Annotated in this window: 16 protein-coding genes; 8 read left to right on the top strand and 8 right to left on the bottom strand. The window is 41.5% G+C overall.

Annotated features, from left to right (window positions below):
- The first annotated feature begins 129 nt into the window (after positions 1 to 129).
- Positions 130 to 870 carry a hypothetical protein gene (locus tag ATS75_RS15940; protein WP_058561413.1) on the top strand — a complete coding sequence of 247 codons (741 nt, stop codon included), beginning with the start codon at positions 130 to 132 and terminating at the stop codon, positions 868 to 870.
- A gap of 90 nt (positions 871 to 960) precedes the next feature.
- Here ATS75_RS15940 and ATS75_RS15935 read toward each other — a convergent pair whose 3' ends face one another.
- The 3 genes from ATS75_RS15935 to nfuA form a co-directional block, all read right to left on the bottom strand.
- Positions 961 to 2,583 (bottom strand): endonuclease, encoded by a 1,623-nt coding sequence (locus ATS75_RS15935; protein WP_058561412.1) that lies wholly within the window; start codon positions 2,581 to 2,583, stop codon positions 961 to 963.
- A gap of 145 nt (positions 2,584 to 2,728) precedes the next feature.
- On the bottom strand, positions 2,729 to 2,998 hold the full coding sequence (locus ATS75_RS15930) for a hypothetical protein (protein WP_058561411.1): 270 nt from the start codon (positions 2,996 to 2,998) through the stop codon (positions 2,729 to 2,731).
- Positions 2,999 to 3,003: 5 nt separating this feature from the next.
- On the bottom strand, positions 3,004 to 3,579 hold the full coding sequence (gene nfuA / locus ATS75_RS15925; RefSeq protein ID WP_058561410.1) for a Fe-S biogenesis protein NfuA: 576 nt from the start codon (positions 3,577 to 3,579) through the stop codon (positions 3,004 to 3,006).
- A 145-nt stretch (positions 3,580 to 3,724) separates the two neighbouring features.
- Between nfuA and ATS75_RS15920 the strand changes: the two genes are divergently transcribed.
- Positions 3,725 to 6,274 (top strand): M14 metallopeptidase family protein, encoded by a 2,550-nt coding sequence (locus tag ATS75_RS15920; protein WP_058561409.1) that lies wholly within the window; start codon positions 3,725 to 3,727, stop codon positions 6,272 to 6,274.
- 1 nt (position 6,275) lies between these two features.
- On the opposite strand, the gene ATS75_RS15915 is transcribed toward ATS75_RS15920, so the two are convergent.
- On the bottom strand, positions 6,276 to 6,977 hold the full coding sequence (locus ATS75_RS15915; RefSeq protein WP_058561408.1) for a ComF family protein: 702 nt from the start codon (positions 6,975 to 6,977) through the stop codon (positions 6,276 to 6,278).
- 58 nt (positions 6,978 to 7,035) lie between these two features.
- Here ATS75_RS15915 and bioH point away from each other — a divergent pair, with 58 nt between their 5' ends.
- The 4 genes from bioH to ATS75_RS15895 all read left to right on the top strand — a co-directional run bounded on the left by bioH (position 7,036) and on the right by ATS75_RS15895 (position 9,940).
- On the top strand, positions 7,036 to 7,773 hold the full coding sequence (gene bioH, locus ATS75_RS15910) for a pimeloyl-ACP methyl ester esterase BioH (protein ID WP_058561495.1): 738 nt from the start codon (positions 7,036 to 7,038) through the stop codon (positions 7,771 to 7,773).
- Between the two features lie 102 nt (positions 7,774 to 7,875).
- Positions 7,876 to 8,184, top strand: a complete 309-nt coding sequence (locus ATS75_RS15905; RefSeq protein WP_058561407.1) for a hypothetical protein — start codon at positions 7,876 to 7,878, stop codon at positions 8,182 to 8,184.
- Positions 8,185 to 8,190: 6 nt separating this feature from the next.
- A complete protein-coding gene (locus ATS75_RS15900) occupies positions 8,191 to 9,063 on the top strand; it encodes a putative metalloprotease CJM1_0395 family protein (protein ID WP_058561406.1) in 873 nt (290 codons plus the stop codon).
- 148 nt (positions 9,064 to 9,211) lie between these two features.
- A complete protein-coding gene (locus ATS75_RS15895; protein ID WP_058561405.1) occupies positions 9,212 to 9,940 on the top strand; it encodes a hypothetical protein in 729 nt (242 codons plus the stop codon).
- 61 nt (positions 9,941 to 10,001) lie between these two features.
- On the opposite strand, the gene ATS75_RS15890 is transcribed toward ATS75_RS15895, so the two are convergent.
- The 3 genes from ATS75_RS15890 to greB form a co-directional block, all read right to left on the bottom strand.
- Positions 10,002 to 12,335 (bottom strand): Tex family protein, encoded by a 2,334-nt coding sequence (locus ATS75_RS15890; RefSeq protein WP_058561404.1) that lies wholly within the window; start codon positions 12,333 to 12,335, stop codon positions 10,002 to 10,004.
- A gap of 154 nt (positions 12,336 to 12,489) precedes the next feature.
- Positions 12,490 to 13,071: a CBS domain-containing protein gene (locus ATS75_RS15885; RefSeq protein WP_058561403.1), complete on the bottom strand. Its 582-nt coding sequence runs from the start codon at positions 13,069 to 13,071 to the stop codon at positions 12,490 to 12,492.
- A 606-nt stretch (positions 13,072 to 13,677) separates the two neighbouring features.
- Positions 13,678 to 14,154, bottom strand: a complete 477-nt coding sequence (gene greB, locus ATS75_RS15880) for a transcription elongation factor GreB (RefSeq protein WP_058561402.1) — start codon at positions 14,152 to 14,154, stop codon at positions 13,678 to 13,680.
- Between the two features lie 172 nt (positions 14,155 to 14,326).
- Here greB and ompR point away from each other — a divergent pair, with 172 nt between their 5' ends.
- Both ompR and envZ read left to right on the top strand, forming a co-directional pair.
- Positions 14,327 to 15,046: a two-component system response regulator OmpR gene (gene ompR, locus ATS75_RS15875; protein WP_058561494.1), complete on the top strand. Its 720-nt coding sequence runs from the start codon at positions 14,327 to 14,329 to the stop codon at positions 15,044 to 15,046.
- 6 nt (positions 15,047 to 15,052) lie between these two features.
- Positions 15,053 to 16,351, top strand: coding sequence for a two-component system sensor histidine kinase EnvZ (gene envZ, locus ATS75_RS15870; protein ID WP_058561401.1), 1,299 nt, complete (start codon positions 15,053 to 15,055; stop codon positions 16,349 to 16,351).
- Between the two features lie 319 nt (positions 16,352 to 16,670).
- Here envZ and ATS75_RS15860 read toward each other — a convergent pair whose 3' ends face one another.
- Positions 16,671 to 18,713, bottom strand: a complete 2,043-nt coding sequence (locus tag ATS75_RS15860; protein WP_058561399.1) for a glycoside hydrolase family 97 protein — start codon at positions 18,711 to 18,713, stop codon at positions 16,671 to 16,673.
- Position 18,714: the final 1 nt, after the last annotated feature.

The raw sequence follows: 18,714 nt of genomic DNA, 5'->3' as shown, positions 1-18,714 counted from the left end.
CGCCTAGAGTACTCTAAAACTATATTCATACCCTGATAAAACCTGCATTTGCACCGAAAGAATTAACAGTCAATGAACTAAACCCATCTATAAGCACTCCTAAAGGAAACTGTTTACAAGGGAGTTCACGTGTTTAAAAGTAATTATAAGGCATGGATTATTTCTATTGGTCTACATGTCATTGTTATTTATTTTGTTTCAAGGCAAACAATCGATAATAAAGAGTTTGAACCCGCTGATGTAATGCAAGCATATGTCATGGTAGATCTTGCATCTCTCCCTTCGATTCAAAGCCAAACGAATGTCACTTCCACCACAAATGACCCCGAGCTTGATACCGTTGAGGAATTTAAAAAACAGCGACGAAAACAAGAAACTCAAACGACAGATAATGTGACTGAGAGCGCTGTCAAACTAAATTCAACCGTAAAATCCCAAACACGCGATGAGAGCAAAGTACTAAATACCAATGAGGCTATGGTAAAAAATCAACAAGTAGATTTAAACCATAAAGCTGTAAAAAAGCCATTTAAAAAGCTCAATCCATACGCACCAATACCGCAGCTTATGCCTTCAAATAAGGCTGGTATATCCTTTGATTACTCACAGGCAACCATATCGCAAAGTGGTAAAGAGGTTCAGCGTGTTACAGTCCCAAAAGAGCACTCAAGTTCATTTGAATCAGAGGTATTATGGCAAAACGCTGATGGAAGTAAGCGCCTGGAAATGTATAAAGGTATGTGCTACAAAATTGACTTCAATGGTGTGATGGGCAAAGTAGGTTTACCACAAGGGTCGCCAAGACCATGTAAAGATAACGATGGTATTTTATTCAATAAGATAATGGATAAGTGGAACAAGAAACAATAGCAAGTAGCTGCGCTATTTTATCAATACGTCATTAAGCAGCAATACGTAAGTGAAGAAAGCCCCCTATAAAAGAGGGCTTAATGAATAGTGTTACCAAATCATCTCTACAAACTCAGGATGGTCGATAAATGGATTGCGGTTGCCTTGATGTTCAAAGGCCGCTTGATTACGGTTAAGCTCTACTTGGCTAACAGGATCATTTGTATGCCATTGAACAAGCATGCTCACCACCCAGTTTTCGAATACTTGAGTGCTAGTTCCATTAAGTACTGCGTTGCTGTAAGTCGTGTTATTTTGCCAGTTACCAATGACGTTCTCATAGCGTGTTGCCATGTAGAAATATGCACGCGCAAAATCACCCTTAAATTCATCAATTGGCTCAAATACGGTACCAGAGTAATTTAAAGAACTCGTTGCATTACCTAGTTTACTGCCGTTGCTTGAAGTGTAAGTTGCGCTGGCTACATCACCAAATGGGAAGTTACTGCGCTTTGAGTTAACAAAACCATCGGTTGCAAAAATATGATGCACATCCGAATTCATCGGCTCTACTTTGCCACCAAACCAACTTTTAGGGAAAGAGTGTTCGCGGTTATAACAATCGCCTTCGTTACGGTATGTACCACATTGATCGCTCACCGCGACATAGCTAAAGCTGTCTTGTCCGGTAGGGTTTTCTGAGTAGCGGTCGAGGATTGAATTGTCGTTTTCAAATGATGTATCGCGCGATGCACTATCGTAAAAATTCCAAATAGCCGAATAGCCCTGCGAGTTATGGCCTTTAATAATATTATATAGTTCAGTTTTTAATGCATAGCCCGTTAACCCTTGAGCAGTCACGTAGTAGCCGGTAGGTTCAGGTGGGATAGTACCGCCAGTGCCGGCTCCTAAAGTAAACGGGGTTGATTCTGAATTTTGAAAGCTAGCTCCGTTAGCCAGTACTTTTGAATTGCTGGTTAGCGCATAGTTACCATTACCATAAGTACAACATATACCGTCGCCGTAGGTATCAAAAATGGTAAAAGTATAATTGCCATCTGTTAAGCACGCTTGTTCTTGATATTCGGTGCTGGCACTGTAGTTATTACCATCAGCAACCTTCACATTTTGGCTATTGGTTATTTGCCAACTAGTTTCTTCACCATAGTTATCAGTCAACAAAGTGAGGTTAACAGGGTTATCTGTACAGCCATTACTCGGAGGAGTGGATGTTGCACTTGGCATAAAGTTATCAAGGTACACGGCTTCATTGCCATCAAACCCCGCGATATCGTAGAAGCGTACGCCAACAGTTATTGTTTCGCTGGTCGTTGGCGTATATTGATGACTAATCTCTTGCCATTGATTTAATAGAGTGGGGTTAGAGTAACCTTGATAGCCATTAACGAGTAAGCGAGCTTTAATGCCACCCTCTGTGTGATACACCCAAGTGGAAAATGTGTAACTTTTCCCAGCATCTAGTTGCACATTTTGCAATAAATCCGTGTTGCTTTGACTGACTGTAGAAACAACAACGTTAGCTGAAAATGAGCCTGAATGTGTAATGCTTGAATTGGATGAAAGTGAAATGCCTGAGTCAATCGTGCTCCAGCCATTTGGGGTATTACCAGTCCAATCTTCAAAGTTTCCGTTAGAAATTGCCGCATAGCTTGGTATTGTTGTTAGTAATAGCGCTGCAGCAAGGGTATTTTTTTTATATGTCCCGTGTAACATATTTATTCCTTGTAACGTGGTTTGAACAACTGAATAAAACACAGTTGTGATTATTGCTCTAAGTGAGCAGAACCAATATACCTTATAGGAACAATGTTACAAAATAGTTAATGTTTATTTTGATTATCAAAAAGGAAGGAGCCGACTATTTCCAAAGATCAGGGTCTTCATGTTTAGGCGTGGTTTTATTTAAAACTTGTGAAAAACGATTGGCAAATATTCCAACGTACCCCCAAGCTGCAAAAAACAGGGCAATAAGCAGAATAACTAAACCAATGATTTGGAGAATGTAGTGACTAAAATAGCCCAGTGCTATGAATATCACGGCCAGCACAAAAAGTGCTAGGCCGCGTAAAAAGCGCTGTAAGCTGAGCTTAGGATCTGAGCCTAAACGATATATCAGCGGCTTTATCATAATATTTAGTAGTAAGAGTGATCGCCAGCTTGGTGATCGGTAATATCAGCAACACCTTTGATTTCTACGAATTTAGCCAGCATCTCTTTTTCAATGCCTTCTTTTAGGGTGACATCGATCATAGAACACCCGTTACAGCCGCCACCAAACTGAAGCACTGCAATGCCCTCAGCCGTTACTTCAACCAAGCTTACTTGACCACCATGGTTAGCAAGTTGTGGGTTAACTTCGGTCTCTAACATATGTTGAATGCGCTCATTTAAGCTAGCGTCATCGCCAATTTTACGTGCTTTGGCATTCGGGGCTTTCAGCGTTAATTGCGTACCCATTTTGTCAGTAACAAAATCAATTTCTGCTTCTTCTAAAAACGGTGCGCTTTCAGCATCAACAACTGCATCAAAACCATTAAAAGGTAAGCGAATGTCGCTTGTTTCAACAGCATCTTCAGGGCAATAAGAAACACCACACTCAGCTTGTGATGTACCAGGGTTAACAACAAATACGCGAATATTGGTTTGTTCAGCTTGGTCAGCTAATAATTTTGCAAAATGTGATTGTGCAGTTTCGGAAATAGATATCATAAAACAACTATACTTGACTAAATTACTCGGATACTGAGTATCATACTCCGCTCATCGCGTTGTCGCCAGTGTTGAGCGTAAAAAGTTGGCATCTAATTTTAGCAATGCTAGCGTGCAAACATTGATCATTTTATGAGTGTTTTATATGCGTTTGATAATAGCAATCTTTTCACTACTTTTAAGTTTCGCAAGTGTAGCCCAGCCGTTGTCGTATTATTTTGAAGACGACGTAAAATTTGACCCCGCAATTCCAACGCCTAAAGAAGTATTAGGGTATGAGGTTGGGGAATGGCATGTACGTCATGATCAGCTCGTTCGCTATATGGAAGTGGTCGCTGAAAAAAGTGATCGTATTAATTTTGAAGTCATTGGTCGCACTCATGAGCACCGTCCTTTGGTGATGTTAACAATCACAGCTGCTGATAAATTGGCAAAAGTGGAGCAGACTCGCCAGGCGCATTTAGCTCGCTTAACAGGCAAGCAAGTATCTAAGGCAGATCAGCCTGCTGTTGTATGGATGGGTTACAGCGTTCATGGGAATGAATCATCAGGCAGTAATACAGCCTTACTTGTTGCTTATTACTTAGCAGCAGCACAAGGTGAAGCGATCGACACGTTACTCGATAACACGGTAATCCTGCTTGATCCATCACTGAACCCTGATGGCTTAGCGCGTTTTGCTAATTGGGCTAACAGTAATCGTGGGATGAACCTATCATCAGATCCGCAAACACGTGAACATGTTGAAAGCTGGCCAAGTAGTCGAACTAACCATTATTGGTTTGACTTAAACCGAGATTGGCTTTTATTACAGCACCCAGAGTCACGCGCGCGCATTGCTAAATTCCACCATTGGAAACCTAACATTTTAACTGACTTTCATGAGATGGGCCCAAATAGTACCTACTTTTTCCAACCAGGCATTCCAACTCGTAAACACCCTATTACCCCTGATGAGAATGTCAGCTTAACCAAAGCGATTGCTAATTATCATGCAAAAACATTAGATGAAAACAATGCATTATATTTCACTGAGGAAAGCTTCGATGACTTTTATTACGGCAAAGGCTCTACTTACCCAGATGTAAATGGCGGTGTAGGCATTTTATTTGAGCAAGCAAGCTCTCGTGGTCACGTGCAAGAAACACAAAATGGTACTTTAACTTTCCCTTTTACTATTAAAAACCAGCTACTAACGAGTATGTCTACGTTCGAAGCCGCTATTGATAATCGTAAAGCGCTACTCGACTATCAAGCTAAGTTTTATAATCAGGCCGTGGATCTCGCAAATGAAGAAGACTTTAAAGGGTATGTTGTTGATGCAGGAAAAGACGCTGCACGTTTTTCACTATTTTTAGATCTCCTAAAGCAACATCAAATTACTGCCTACCCACTTAATAAAGCACTCAAAGTTGAAGGTAAACGCTTCTCTGAGCAAAGCTACTTTATTCCTTTAGCACAGTCGCAATTTCGTTTAGTGAAGGCGGTATTTAGTGAGCAAAAACGCTTCGTTGATAATACCTTTTATGACGTATCGGGTTGGACACTAGCACATGCTTTTAATCTTGAGTTTGCAGCCGTTAAAAGCAGCTGGGGGCTTGATGTAGGGACTACCGCGTGGCAGCAACAAGACAAAGCGACTTTTTCACCGCTAACTAAGCAGTATGCGTTTGGTTTTAAGTGGGATAACTATTTAGCACCGAAAATGCTTAATACGCTATTAAGCCAAGGTGTGAAGGCACGTGTCGCACTTAACCCATTATCGGCTAAATCAGTGTCAAACAGTGTCGATTTTTCAGCAGGCAGCATTATTGTTCCTGCAGGTATTCAGGATCAAGATAATTGGGTTGAATTATTAAATGCAGCGCAAAATGAATTTGGTATTGAAATAACCCCCATTACCTCAGGGCTAACTTCAAAAGGCGCTGATTTGGGCTCACGTTCATTGGCGGTTGTTAAAGCACCCAAAGTGTTATTAGTGGGTGGCAGAGGGACTAGCCAATATGAAGTAGGTGAAGTGTGGTATTACCTTGACCGCTTCGTTGGGGTTGCGCCTACCATTGTTGAAATGCAACGTTTAGGTCGTTTAGAGCTCAGTGATTACAGCCATATAGTATTGGCACACGGTAACTATAATAGCTTGAGCGATGCAGATAAGATGGCTATCAAAACGTGGGTACGTAAAGGTGGCGTTATTTGGGGTCATAAAGGGGGCGCTAAGTTTTTAGTTGATCAGCAATTACTAAAAACAAACTACCTATCTCGCCAAGATGTTGCGAGTGCGTTTAAAACCGATGGGCTTAGTTATGGTGATAAAGATGACTTAGCTGGTAGACAGCGTATTGCAGGCGCTATTTTTAACACGAGTGTTGATTTGACTCACCCTCTTACTTATTCGTTAGAGCGTAATACACTACCTGTGTTTAAAAATAGCACGTGGTTATTAGAAACCTCTAAAGCGCCATTTGTAAATGTTCTACAGTATACTCAAAAGCCTCTATTAGCTGGTTTTACCGATGATATTAATGTAGAGCAGGTTGCGGGTGCTGCAGGTCTTGTGGCGCACTCATACGGCCGTGGTAATGTTATTGGTATGACAGATAACCCTGTATTTCGTGGATATTGGTATGGCACTAGCCGCCTATTAAGTAATGCGCTGTTCTTTGGCCATGCATTTAGGGCTAGCAGCGAGTAAGCTAGCGACCAAGTGGCGTTAAACAAGTAACAAATGCCCACACTTGTTTAGCGCCCGCTTTTTTTAAAGCCACTGTTGCAGCATTGAGTGTTGCACCTGTTGTCATTACATCGTCTATAATCGCCACCGTTTTCCCTGCTAAATTTTGATGGCAAATAAATGCATCCTGCAGGTTTTTAACACGTTTTGCTTTGGTTAATGAAGACTGTGCGTCTGTTTTTTTGTGCCTGTGCAAATAATCAAGTTTAACATCCTCATTGTTTAAACAGTCACCCCAGGTTTGCGCGACTTGATTATACCCCCGTTGTATAAAGCGCTCACGATGCAGCGGGATGATAATAAACAGCTCAGGCCATATTTCGCAACGCGCTTTAACTGTGCTTAATTGTTGAGTAATTATCTGTTGTAATACGTTTTTATAAAAAATCTGGTTGCTAAATTTAAGCTGACTTAACCAACCATCAAAGGGCGGGCGATACCATGCACAGGCCACCAAGTTGTTAAATTGGCAGTCAGGGAATAGTTCTGCTATGTCTGGACGATACAGTAAATTGGGGTGCTTATTTAAATCCAGTAGGGGCAAATCAGTTAGGCAGTATTGGCAAATCCCAACATGAGTATTAACGGGGGTTTCGCATTGCACACAAAATGATGGGAAAAACCAATCAAGTATACGGGTTGTTTGCTTCTTTAAGCTAGTCATTGCATTCATTCCTTTAAACGCTATCATGAGCGCTAAGTTTGGATGAGGAATGGTGAAAATGCAAAATGAGCTAGTGTTATTGCATGGCTGGGGGATGAACCAAGGTGTATGGCAAGTCATCTTACCTGAGTTAGAATTTTTACATGGCGGGACCGTTAGATGTATTGATTTACCTGGCTATGGTGAAAATCAGCTTTGCCCGTCGCCTTATACTCTGCATGATGCAGCGAGACAAATCAGTGAGCAGTTAGCAGAAAATACAACCTTAATGGGGTGGTCGTTAGGCGGCTTATTCGCATTATATATTGCAAAGCACTGGCCAGAAAAAGTCGCGAAAGTGATTATGATAGCTTCAACTCCTTTGTTTGCAGAGCAAGCTGATTGGCCGGGTATTAAATCGGATGTGTTGAACGCTTTTAAAGAGCAATTAGTGACACACCGAGAAAAAACAATTGAACGGTTCTTAGCAATTCAAGCGATGGGTAGTACGAGCGCTCGCGATGATATTAAAAAACTAAAGCAGCTATTAAATGAGCATCCCGCACCTAAACATGTCGCGTTGACAGCGGGGCTTGATATTTTACAGCAAGAAGATTTACGTGGTTTATTTAAAGATGTTTCAGTTCCCCTAAGAGGCGTATTTGGTCGCCTTGATGCATTGGTTCCGTATCGTGTAATTAGTAAAATAAAGGCACTAAATGATGATTTTGAATACGAAGTGTTGGATAAAGCATCACATGCGCCATTTATCTCACATAAAGATGAGTTTTTATCTGCCATCAAATCAATGCTTTAAAATTTAACCGCCACAGCCCTGTAAATATAAGGGGTTTATACTTTATTTTGTTTGTTTTATGAGCGATAATTAATCTAAGTCTATCATTGGTGGAGGTGTAATATGCCAATCGGATCTGTATTTAATAATGGGGTAGAAGGGTTTAACCGTGCCAGCCAAGGTATTGAAAAGGCGAGTGCAGAGATAAACCGTGCCAGCATTGAGCAACAAGATGATGCGCAACTGGCTCAGCAGCGCCAACTTCAGGCTGCGCGTCCAGAAGAGGCGGTTACTGCACCTGTCGCACAACCTGCGCGTATAGATGAAGCATTAGTCAGCCTTAAAGTTGAAGAGTTCAACGCTAAAGCAAATACGCAATCAATACAAACAGCAGATGAAGTGCTGGGCACACTCATTGATGTGCGAGTTTAATGATATATGAACATTGTCACGCCCTTTCCAAACGTTAGTATAAACAGTGCAAATGTTTATACGGAAAGTGCTCGGCGTGACAATCAGCTCCGTGAAGTAATCCCCCCTCCTGCAGCAGCGAAACCAAGTAATACTGAAAATAAAGCGCTCGGTGACAACGAAAAAGCCAAGTCATCAGGTTCATCCGAGAATGCAACCTATGATGCTAAAGGTAAGTTAGCAGATGAGAGTGTTATTCAGGAACGTCAGCAAGGTGAGCAAAACCCTGACGATAATGAGCAGCAAAGTAAAGAGCAGCAAAAAGAAGACAAAAAAGAGCAACAAGCAGCAGAGCAAGAAGAACTTGATGCCGCACAGATTAAAGAACTAAAAGCACGCGACACCGAAGTAAGGGTGCATGAGCAAGCGCATGCTTCTGTCGGCGGTCAATATGCAGGTTCACCAAGCTATGAATATCAGCGTGGCCCGGATGGTCAAAATTATGCTGTTGGTGGTGAAGTGCAAATTGATGTTGCTGAAATTGAAGGTGACCCTCAAGCAACGATCGAAAAAATGCAAACTGTGCGAGCGGCAGCGCTTGCGCCCGCAGAACCGTCAGGTGCTGACAGAGCCATTGCTGCTGATGCCACGCAAAAGCTCTCAGCAGCACAAGTTGAGCTTACTACTGAATCGAGTAATGATGAACGCGAACAAGGTGGTGCAACGTTCAAAGTTGACAATGCATTAACTGATGATGACCAAGCTATCAAAACTTCTAGCCCTGAAACCGCGACTGCAAAACGTGACGCCGATGTCGACGCTCGTGCAGTAAGAGTCGCGCAGTTTTATCAAGGAGCCACTTCACCTTATGGGCAGTCAGGATTTTCAGCGACAATATAAGCCAAATAGCCCTTCAATTTTCTTTATTAAATATCCTCAGGTTACTTAGCCAATTTCACATTTGTTTACGTTTAGCTACATATTTTATTTGTTAAAATATCATCAACTTGTTATTTTTCCTGCGATTTTTATTAAGGAAGACAATTAAATGAAATATGCAGTATTAGCAGGGGCTTTATCACTTTTCTCAATCAACGCCATAGCAAACGAAACATCACTTTTAAGCTATGATTATGTTGAAGTAGGCTACGCTAAAATGGACGTCGATGATATTGATGAGCTTAGCTTTGATGGCTATGTTGTAAAACTTAGCAAGCAAGTGAATGATAATTGGTACCTAACAGGTTTATACGCCAGCACATCAGATGATCTTTTTGAGAGCGAGTCGATGGATTATCGTGAGCTTTATCAAAATGGTGATTATGTGGGCACTTCAACCTTTTATACAGAATCAAGTGTAGATATTGATATTACGCGCTTAGAGCTTGGTTTAGGGTATATCCAGCAGTTATCAGCAGTGACTAATGTAGACTACAGTATTAATTTAGGCAGACTTAAGTTCGAATCGGGTAGTGCTTTCTTATTTGAAGAAAGGTTTAACGGGGCAGTGCTTGATTCATACTCTGATGGTAGTTCAGATTCAAATAGTGCAGATATCCTGTCAGCAAACGTTCAAGTAAGGCATTTATTAACTGACCAGTTCGAAGTTAATGCGGGTGTTGGTTACGAGCGTTTACATGATGAAGAAAGTGAAAATAACCTTGTGCTTAAAGCTGGCTTTAACTACGCATTCACTGAAAAAGCCATCGTTGGTGCGACATATCGCAATGTTAATGAGTATTCTGATTTGAGCGTAACGCTACGTTATAATTTTTAATGCATAAACAACGCGTTTAAAATGTTTAAAGTGCCGCAACTTATGTTGCGGCATTTTTGATTTACTTTTTCACTTTTGCGTTAGCAAACGCATCGGCGAACGCATTGCCCATCATGGCATTCCCCGTATCGCGTTTTGGTTTAGTGGCACGAGGCTGGTGATTATTGCCACGAGCATTACTTTGCGGCTTTTGCTTCGCTGCAGGTGCCGATTTATTGCTAGTGTCAATGTCATCATCTAAGCGCATGGTAAAGCTGATACGTTTTCGCGCAGCATCTACTTCAACGACTTTTACTTTAACAATATCGCCGGCTTTAACTACTTCGCGGGGATCAGAAATAAACTTATTCGTAATCGCTGAGATATGCACGAGGCCATCTTGATGCACGCCTACATCCACAAATGCACCAAAGTTAGCAACATTGGATACAACACCTTCTAAGATCATACCAGGTTTTAAGTCAGCGATTTTTTCAACCCCGGCTTTAAACTCAGCAGTTTTAAACTCAGGGCGCGGGTCACGGCCTGGTTTATCGAGTTCGCTAATAATATCCGTTACCGTTGGCAGACCAAATTTGTCATCAATATAGTCGTTTGCAGCAAGCTTATTTAATAAATCGGAATTACCGATAAGACTGTTTACATTTAAGCTATTTTGCTCACAAATACGCTTAACAACAGGGTAAGCTTCAGGGTGAACGGATGAGTTATCTAGAGGGTCGTTACCGTTAGCTATTTTCAAGAACCCCGCCGCTTGCTCAAACGCTTTTGGCCCTAAACGTTCAACTTTTTTAAGTTCTGAACGTTTAGAGAATGAACCGTTAGCATCGCGGTAATTAACAATATTTTGTGCAAGGGTTTTATTTAACCCTGATACACGGGTTAACAAAGGAACGGATGCCATATTTAAATCTACACCGACTGTATTCACACAGTCTTCAACAACGGCCGTGAGTGTTTGACCTAATTGGCTTTGCGAAACATCATGCTGGTATTGACCAACACCAATTGATTTAGGCTCAATCTTTACAAGCTCTGCTAGAGGATCTTGTAAGCGACGCGCGATAGAGACCGCGCCACGGATAGACACATCTAAATCAGGAAACTCTTTTGCTGCAAACTCAGACGCTGAGTAAACGGATGCCCCGGCTTCGCTGACTATAATCTTATTTAACTTCAGCTCAGTGTTAGATTTAATTAATTCAGCAACCAACTTATCCGATTCACGAGACGCTGTTCCATTACCTATCGCAATCAATTCTACTTTATGTTGGCGGCATAATTGCTCTAGCGTTCGCACCGATTTATCCCAGTGGTTTTGTGGGGCATGAGGAAAAATGGTTTGTGAAGCAAGTAACTTACCCGTGCTATCAACAACAGCCACTTTACAGCCTGTGCGTAATCCGGGGTCTAGGCCTAAAGTAGTGCGAGCACCTGCAGGTGCGGCCATTAGCAAGTCTTTTAGGTTCTTAGCGAATACATCAATAGCGCCTGTTTCTGCTTTTTCGCGCATAGCAGCTAAAAACTCGTTTTCTAAATGTAAGCTTAACTTAATCTTCCATGCCCATTGTACCACCGTCATTAACCATGCACTGGCCGCTTGATTTTTTATATCAAGACGATAATGATCAGCAATCATAATAGCGCATACAATCGCTGCATCTTCGGCGTTTGGCTCAGGGTTAATACTTAGCTGCAAAATACCTTCGTTACGCGCGCGCAACATGGCAAGTGCGCGATGAGAAGGGGTTTTCTTTAAAGGCTCTTGATGTTCAAAGTAATCACGGTACTTTGCACCAGCTTGTTCTTGCCCTTTAATGACGCGAGCTTCAATTTGACCATGTTGGCTAATGTGGCTACGAAACTTTGCCAGCAGTTTTGCATCTTCGGCAAAACGCTCCATAAGTATAAATTTCGCGCCTTCGAGCACGGCCTTGGTATCTGCAAATCCTGCTTCACTATTAATAAACTGCTCTGCTTGTTGTTCAGGTGCGAGTGATGCGTCGTTGAATAGGTCGTCAGCGAGTGGCTTGATACCCGCTTCAATTGCTATTTGACCTTTTGTGCGACGCTTTGGTTTGTAAGGGAGATAAAGATCTTCAAGCTCTGTTTTGCTGTCTGCATTATTGATATCAGCTTCAAGACCAGCGCTTAGTTTATCTTGTGATTTAATGGTGGCTAATATAAACGTTCTGCGCTCTTCTAGTTCGCGTAAGTATGATAGGCGCTGCTCTAGCAAACGTAATTGGGTGTCATCTAAACCACCCGTTACTTCCTTACGGTAGCGTGCAATAAAAGGAACTGTTGCCCCTTCATCAAGTAATTTTATCGCAGCAACAACTTGTTGCTGTTGAGCATTTAGCTCAGTAGCTAAACGTGCAGAGAGTGTGCTCATGCATAAACCTTTTCAGACGAAAAATAAAGCCAGTATTGCTTTACTGGCACAATAGACTGATTGAATAATATCACAGAGCAGCGTAATAAAAAGGCCTTAAAGAGATACTTTAAGGCCGCTAAAAGCATAGGCGTATATTCAGCTATTAATACGTCTAATGGGGGTGATCAACTTGCTCTAACACTTCACTAAACGTATGAGCGATTGGGCTAATATGTAATGGGATTGATAATTTTTTAGTAATTTCTCTGGCCGAAATTAAGCCGCAAATCTCATTGTTTGCAGTCGTGACTAGTAAGAACATAGCACCATGATGTTCCATGGTTTGTAATGCATCGCCAATGCAGGCATAGCTTAAGCTTTGCATACTAACACCAATCAACTGAGAAATAGGAGTCATAACATAGCGCAAGCTAACATCCGCTCGGTTTATATTTAACCGTTGCGCGAGGATCATAATTTTTGAGCTTTGCAAATCAGCGCTTGAAACAAGGCCAATCAGCTTTTCACTGTCATCAATCACTAAAATAAAATCAGTATGCTGACTGCTTGTTTGGTATAAAGCATCAATAATACTGGTGTCAAAGTGAGCACGTAGGGGATCTTTTTTAGTAAAGTTATTGACCATTTCTAGCGCCGGAGAAGCTAGATTAACTTGCGGTTGCGTATCACTATATACATGAGATAACACACCTTGAGATACATCTTGAATACGTAATTCTTTGAAATTAGACATTATAGCCACCATTTGAGTTATTAAATTTAATATTGTTTAAAGCAATGAATTAAATGAAATAGACTGGCGGCCCTCGCACACTAGCGCGACTAAAAAGCGCAGCTAATTGTGGTTTTACATAATGTGATGGTGCTGATTCAAGAGGTGGTTGAGGCGCGCCTAAATCAAATTCGTTGGCATGTGTATCAATGTCAACGTCAAGATTTGCTTGGTCAAGGATGTCGCAAGCAATAAAATGTGTGGTTGAGGGCGTAGCGTTTGCAGTATCGTCAAAGTCATGGGCAAAATAGACAAACTGACACTCATCAAGAGTGCAAATAACACGGCATTACTCATTATACGCTGTATTAGGTTTGTCATAACACGACCTTTCTTTACTACCTCAAGTGCGAAATGCATTACTTGAGTAACTTAAGTTATAATCTACAAATGAAGATTAGACAATCAATTATTAACCTTATCTGAATTATCTTAGAAAGGGCACAGTAAGAAATTTGGCGTGTGAGGATCATAATGCGTTATAGGTAACTGAGTTAAATACCGCATTGTAAGTGTTACGTTTGCATAAAATTAACACGCTATCCTCTTTTTAAAAAATAATTTACGTTAGGTGCCTGTGTACTCAATACTATTTATATACCACTCTTTTTTGCCTTGTGGGGTAGTAACATAAAACTCATCATCCACTTCTTTTTTTAGCAAAGCCCGCGCCATGGGGGAGTCAATAGAAATGTAATCTTTACGATCATAAATTTCGTCAGGGCCTACAATTCTAAATTTTAAAATTTCACCTTGCTCATTTTCAATTTCAACCCATGCCCCAAAAAATACCTTACCTGCTTGCTGGGGTGAGTAATCAATAATTTTTAAGTCAGGCATGCGCTTTCGAAGGTAACGTACACGGCGATCAATTTGGCGCAGTAAACGTTTATTATACTGATAATCAGCATTCTCAGAACGATCTCCTAAGCTGGCTGCCCAACTCACTATTTTTGTCACTTCGGGACGTTTTTCATTCCATAAGTGGTCATGTTCTTGTTGAAGTTGTGCGTACCCTTCTCGGGTAATTAAGTTGGTTTTCACTGTTTTTCTCAAAATCGATAAGCTAAAAGGTATGACGGCCTATTTGCTTGTTAGTGTTATAGCGAGTTGTTTGACATGTTGTGTAACAATCTAATTCAGCAATTTGTTTTTTATTCGTAAAGTTTCATTTATATTAACTACTAACAAATCAAAAACAACAAGAATGAAAGTTATGGGACACGAAACCACAAAAGTATTAGTCGTCGACGATGATATGCGATTGCGTAGTTTATTAGAGCGTTACTTGGTAGAGCAAGGATTTATCGTCCGCAGTGCTGCTAATTCAGAGCAGATGGATAGGCTGTTAGAGCGTGAAAACTTTCATTTGATGGTACTCGATTTAATGTTGCCTGGTGAAGATGGTTTATCTATATGCCAACGTTTGCGCCAAAAAGAGAACGAAATTCCTATCGTCATGCTGACAGCGAAGGGTGACGAGGTTGACCGTATTATTGGGTTGGAGCTGGGCGCAGATGATTATATCCCTAAGCCATTCAACCCACGTGAATTGTTAGCGCGTATTAAAGCTATTTTACGTCGTCGTGCCAAAGAAGTGCCAGGCGCTCCTGCCGCAGAAGAAAATGAAATTAGCTTTGGTGAATTTGCACTAAATCTCGCCACTCGAGAGATGACGCATGGTGATAAAACTATGTCACTCACCAGTGGTGAGTTTGCAGTATTGAAGGCCTTAGTGACTCACCCTCGAGAACCGCTTAGTCGCGATAAGTTGATGAACTTGGCGCGAGGGCGTGATTACAGTGCACTTGAACGAAGCATTGATGTACAAGTGTCACGTTTACGCCGAATGATTGAAGAAGACGCCGCTAACCCTCGTTATATTCAAACAGTGTGGGGCTTAGGGTATGTATTTGTTCCTGATGGCGAAAAATAACCTGTTATGAATATGTTTCCCAAAAGTGCATTTGGGCAAACGGTGTTTTTGGTGGCGGCGTTGTTGCTCATAAACCAAGTTGTGTCCTACATCACTGTGAGTCTGTATGTCGTTAAGCCAACGATAGAGCAAGCAAATCTTATCCTCGCGAAACAAATTAAAACCGTGTTTATTGATTGGGAAGATGGCGTTGAGATTAGTGATGAGGTGTCAAATAAGTTCTTTGAAATCACGGGCATTGAAGTGATGACCCAACGTCAAGCAATGATTCAAGGGCTTGGGCAAACGCGTGAGTATCCTATGTTATCACGCAGTATGTCAGATCAATTAAATGGCTCTGCGCGAGTGCGGATCAGCCAAATTGGCCCATTAATTTATTGGGTCGAAGCACCACAAGCGCCAGGCTATTGGGTAAAGGTACCGCTCACAGGGTTTAAAGATAACAACCTTGAATTTTTGACCTTTTACTTATCAAGTATTGGTTTTTTAAGTGTCTTGGGTGGGTGGTTATTTGCACGGCACTTAAATAGACCTTTAAAAGAATTGCAACAAGCAGCTGTTAAGGTGGGGGTAGGGGATTTTTCAACCAAGCTTGAAGAACATGGTTCGACAGAAGTTATAGAGGTTACTAGAGCGTTTAATCAAATGTCGCGGGGTATCGCTGCACTTGAGAACGATCGACGATTATTAATGGCGGGCGTATCGCATGATTTACGCACACCATTGACACGTATTCGCCTGGCCACCGAGATGATGTCAGCAGAAGAGGACTATCTGCGCGAGGGCATCATTTACGACATTGAAGATATGAATGCCATTATCGATCAATTTATCGAATATTTACGTCATCATAAGCGTGAAGAGTTAGCGTTAGAGGACTTAAATGCGATTGTCTCTGAAGTGGTACATTCTGAACAAAAGCATCAACGTAGTATTCGCTTTATTGAAGACCCAAACCTCAATAATGTGCCGTTAAGTATGGTGGCAATCAAGCGCGTAATAACCAATATGATCGAAAATGCCATTCGTTATTCTGACGGCGATATCGAGGTTCAAACCGCGCAAAGTCATGATAAAAAGTATGCCATTGTTATGGTTAACGACCATGGCCCAGGTATTCCAGAAAGTGAATTGGAAACCGTATTTGAACCATTTAAGCAAGGTGATGCAGCCCGAGGCAGCGAAGGCAGTGGACTAGGTTTAGCTATTATCAAACGAATAATTGATATGCATAGCGGTAAAGTCAAACTAATTAACCGCCCAGAAGGTGGTTTAAGCGCACAAATATTATTGCCGATGAAATAAATACGCATGTTTTGTTCGAGAGGGGAGTTATGAGGTTTAAGGTGACTGATATGCCATTAAAAAAATGGTTACTACAATACATAATCGCTTTACCTATTATCTTTATTTTGCTGGCTGGGGTGCAGTATTTGAAGGGGAGGGAGTTAGTATACTGTCTAGAATTTGGTGCATCGTGGTCTGTTATATCAATCACCGTTTTTGCTTTAAGGCGGGCTTATAACTACCATAAAAATGTATATTGTGCTGTGTGTAACGATCTTCCTAAGCACAATAAAGCGCGGTAAATGCCGCGCTTAAGTACATACTTGTATGAGCGGGCTTAAATCGCTTTAAACCTAATTGCAGTGCCGCCACTTGTCGCTAACTTTATCGATAACGTATCTTTGGCTGTTACGATTCGTTGTTCTATCTTGATATCGTAAGGGGTGTTTTTCCACTCTGCCTTATCACCATCTTTGTAGATTTGTGCTTCAAATACTTTATTAGGCTCTAAAAAATCGAGTTTAATATCAATCGTACGTGCATGCTCATCAGTCACGGCCCCTAAGTACCAGTCATTTCCTGAGTAGTTGTCACGTTTTCGTTCTTTACGGGCAAACACAACATAGTCGCCAACTTCACCTGCAAGGGCAATACTTTGCTGCCAATCGGTCGGTACGTCTTGAATGAACTGAAATGCATCTGGTTTCGCTAAGTAGTTACGCGGTAAATCTGCAGCCATTTGAATCGGGCTATACACAACAACATAAAGGGCTAATTGCTTTGCAAGTGTTGTTTGTGGGCGATTGGTGTTGGCGCCCAACCCATTAAAACTCATATCAAAAATGCCCGGTGTAAAATCCATTGGGCCTGCTAACATGCGAGTAAAAGCAAGCATCGGAATATGTTCTGGCGGATTAGGAGGTGTGCCCCATGCATTAAACTCTTGGCCTCGAGCACCTTCACGAGCAATCCAATTAGGGTAAGTACGGCGCAAGCCCGTGTCTTTAATTGGTTCGTGCGTGTTAATACTGATTTTATGCTTAGCGGCAAGTTTGATGTTGTGTAGGTACTCATTCACCATAAATTGACCATCGTGCCACTCCTTGCGGGCAATGCCGTTTTCATCAATGCGTTTAATATTACCGCCATCAGCGACATAACCTGTTTTAACTTGGCTAACATTTGATTCTTCGTAGAGCGCAAAAGCATCTTCCATTTGGTTACGGTAGTTACTGACATTCCCTGACGTTTCATGGTGGCCAATTAACTGCACGCCTTTTTGCTTACCGTAGCGAGTCAGCTCTTTAATATCAAAGTCATCGTAAGGCTGAGTAAAGCTAAATACATCGCCGTTAAAGAACCAATCTCCGTCCCAGCCCAAATTCCAGCCTTCGACTAATACGCCGTCAAAGCCATACTGAGCGGCAAAGTCCATATAATATTTGGTATTTTTCGTGGTGGCGCCGTGCTTCTCACCGCTACCCCATGTGGTTTCATTGATATGCATGCCCCACCAGATACCGACATATTTACCCGGTTTAACCCAGGAAACATCGCCTAATTTATTCGGCTCATTTAGGTTTAAGATAATGTCAGAGTTAATTAAATCAATAGCCTTCTCACCTATTTGCACTGTACGCCAAGGGGTATTGAAGGCCCCTTGTTTTTTAACGGCTATCCCATCTGACCAGGGGGTTAAATCTGCTTGCAGAGTACCAGGGCGACGCTGGTTAAGCACCATGCCTGCGAAATCTACCAATGCGGCTTCATGAATACTAACGTGCACACCATCAGCATTTTTAAATGTAAATGGTGTATGCGCTAATGCTGCGTCTTGCAAAGGCGTTGTGTTGTAAACATATTCGTAGCGATTCCAGCCGCGCGCGGGAATCCACCACGCACGTGCTTGATTAGCTCCTGCAATAGCAAACTCAGTCAGTTCTTTTGTTATTTGTATGTCTTCAAAACCAGCTTGAGCAGGCACTTCATAACGAAATCCAACACCGCTATCAAAGGCTCTAAAACGCACCGTGTAAGTGCCGCCGTGAGGAGCCGGTTTAGTGAATGTTACGGCTATTTCATTATGTTTATCGAGAATGGTTTGACGTTCACCCCAGGGTTGTTCCCATTGAGCGTTCACTTTATTGTGAGTAACATGTGATAAAGAAAAGCCAGTATTAAAAGGAGCCTGTTGTTTAAATTCAAATCCTAAAGAAGAATTTTCTATTACTTTTTTATCGTTAAAACTAATTGAATAATGAGGCGCTGAGTTTTGATCTGAAATAATTATTTTTATTTTTTTATTAGGTGATTCAACAATCGCTTGCTTGGCAAAGCTGCTGCTGGAGAGTAAAACCAATAGTAGTAGAGATAATCGCATT

Origin of the sequence: Pseudoalteromonas sp. H105 (assembly GCF_001469215.1) — a bacterium.
Lineage (GTDB): Bacteria > Pseudomonadota > Gammaproteobacteria > Enterobacterales > Alteromonadaceae > Pseudoalteromonas.
Note: the sequence above shows the minus strand (reverse complement) of the source record. Positions and strands in the feature narration are given on the sequence as shown.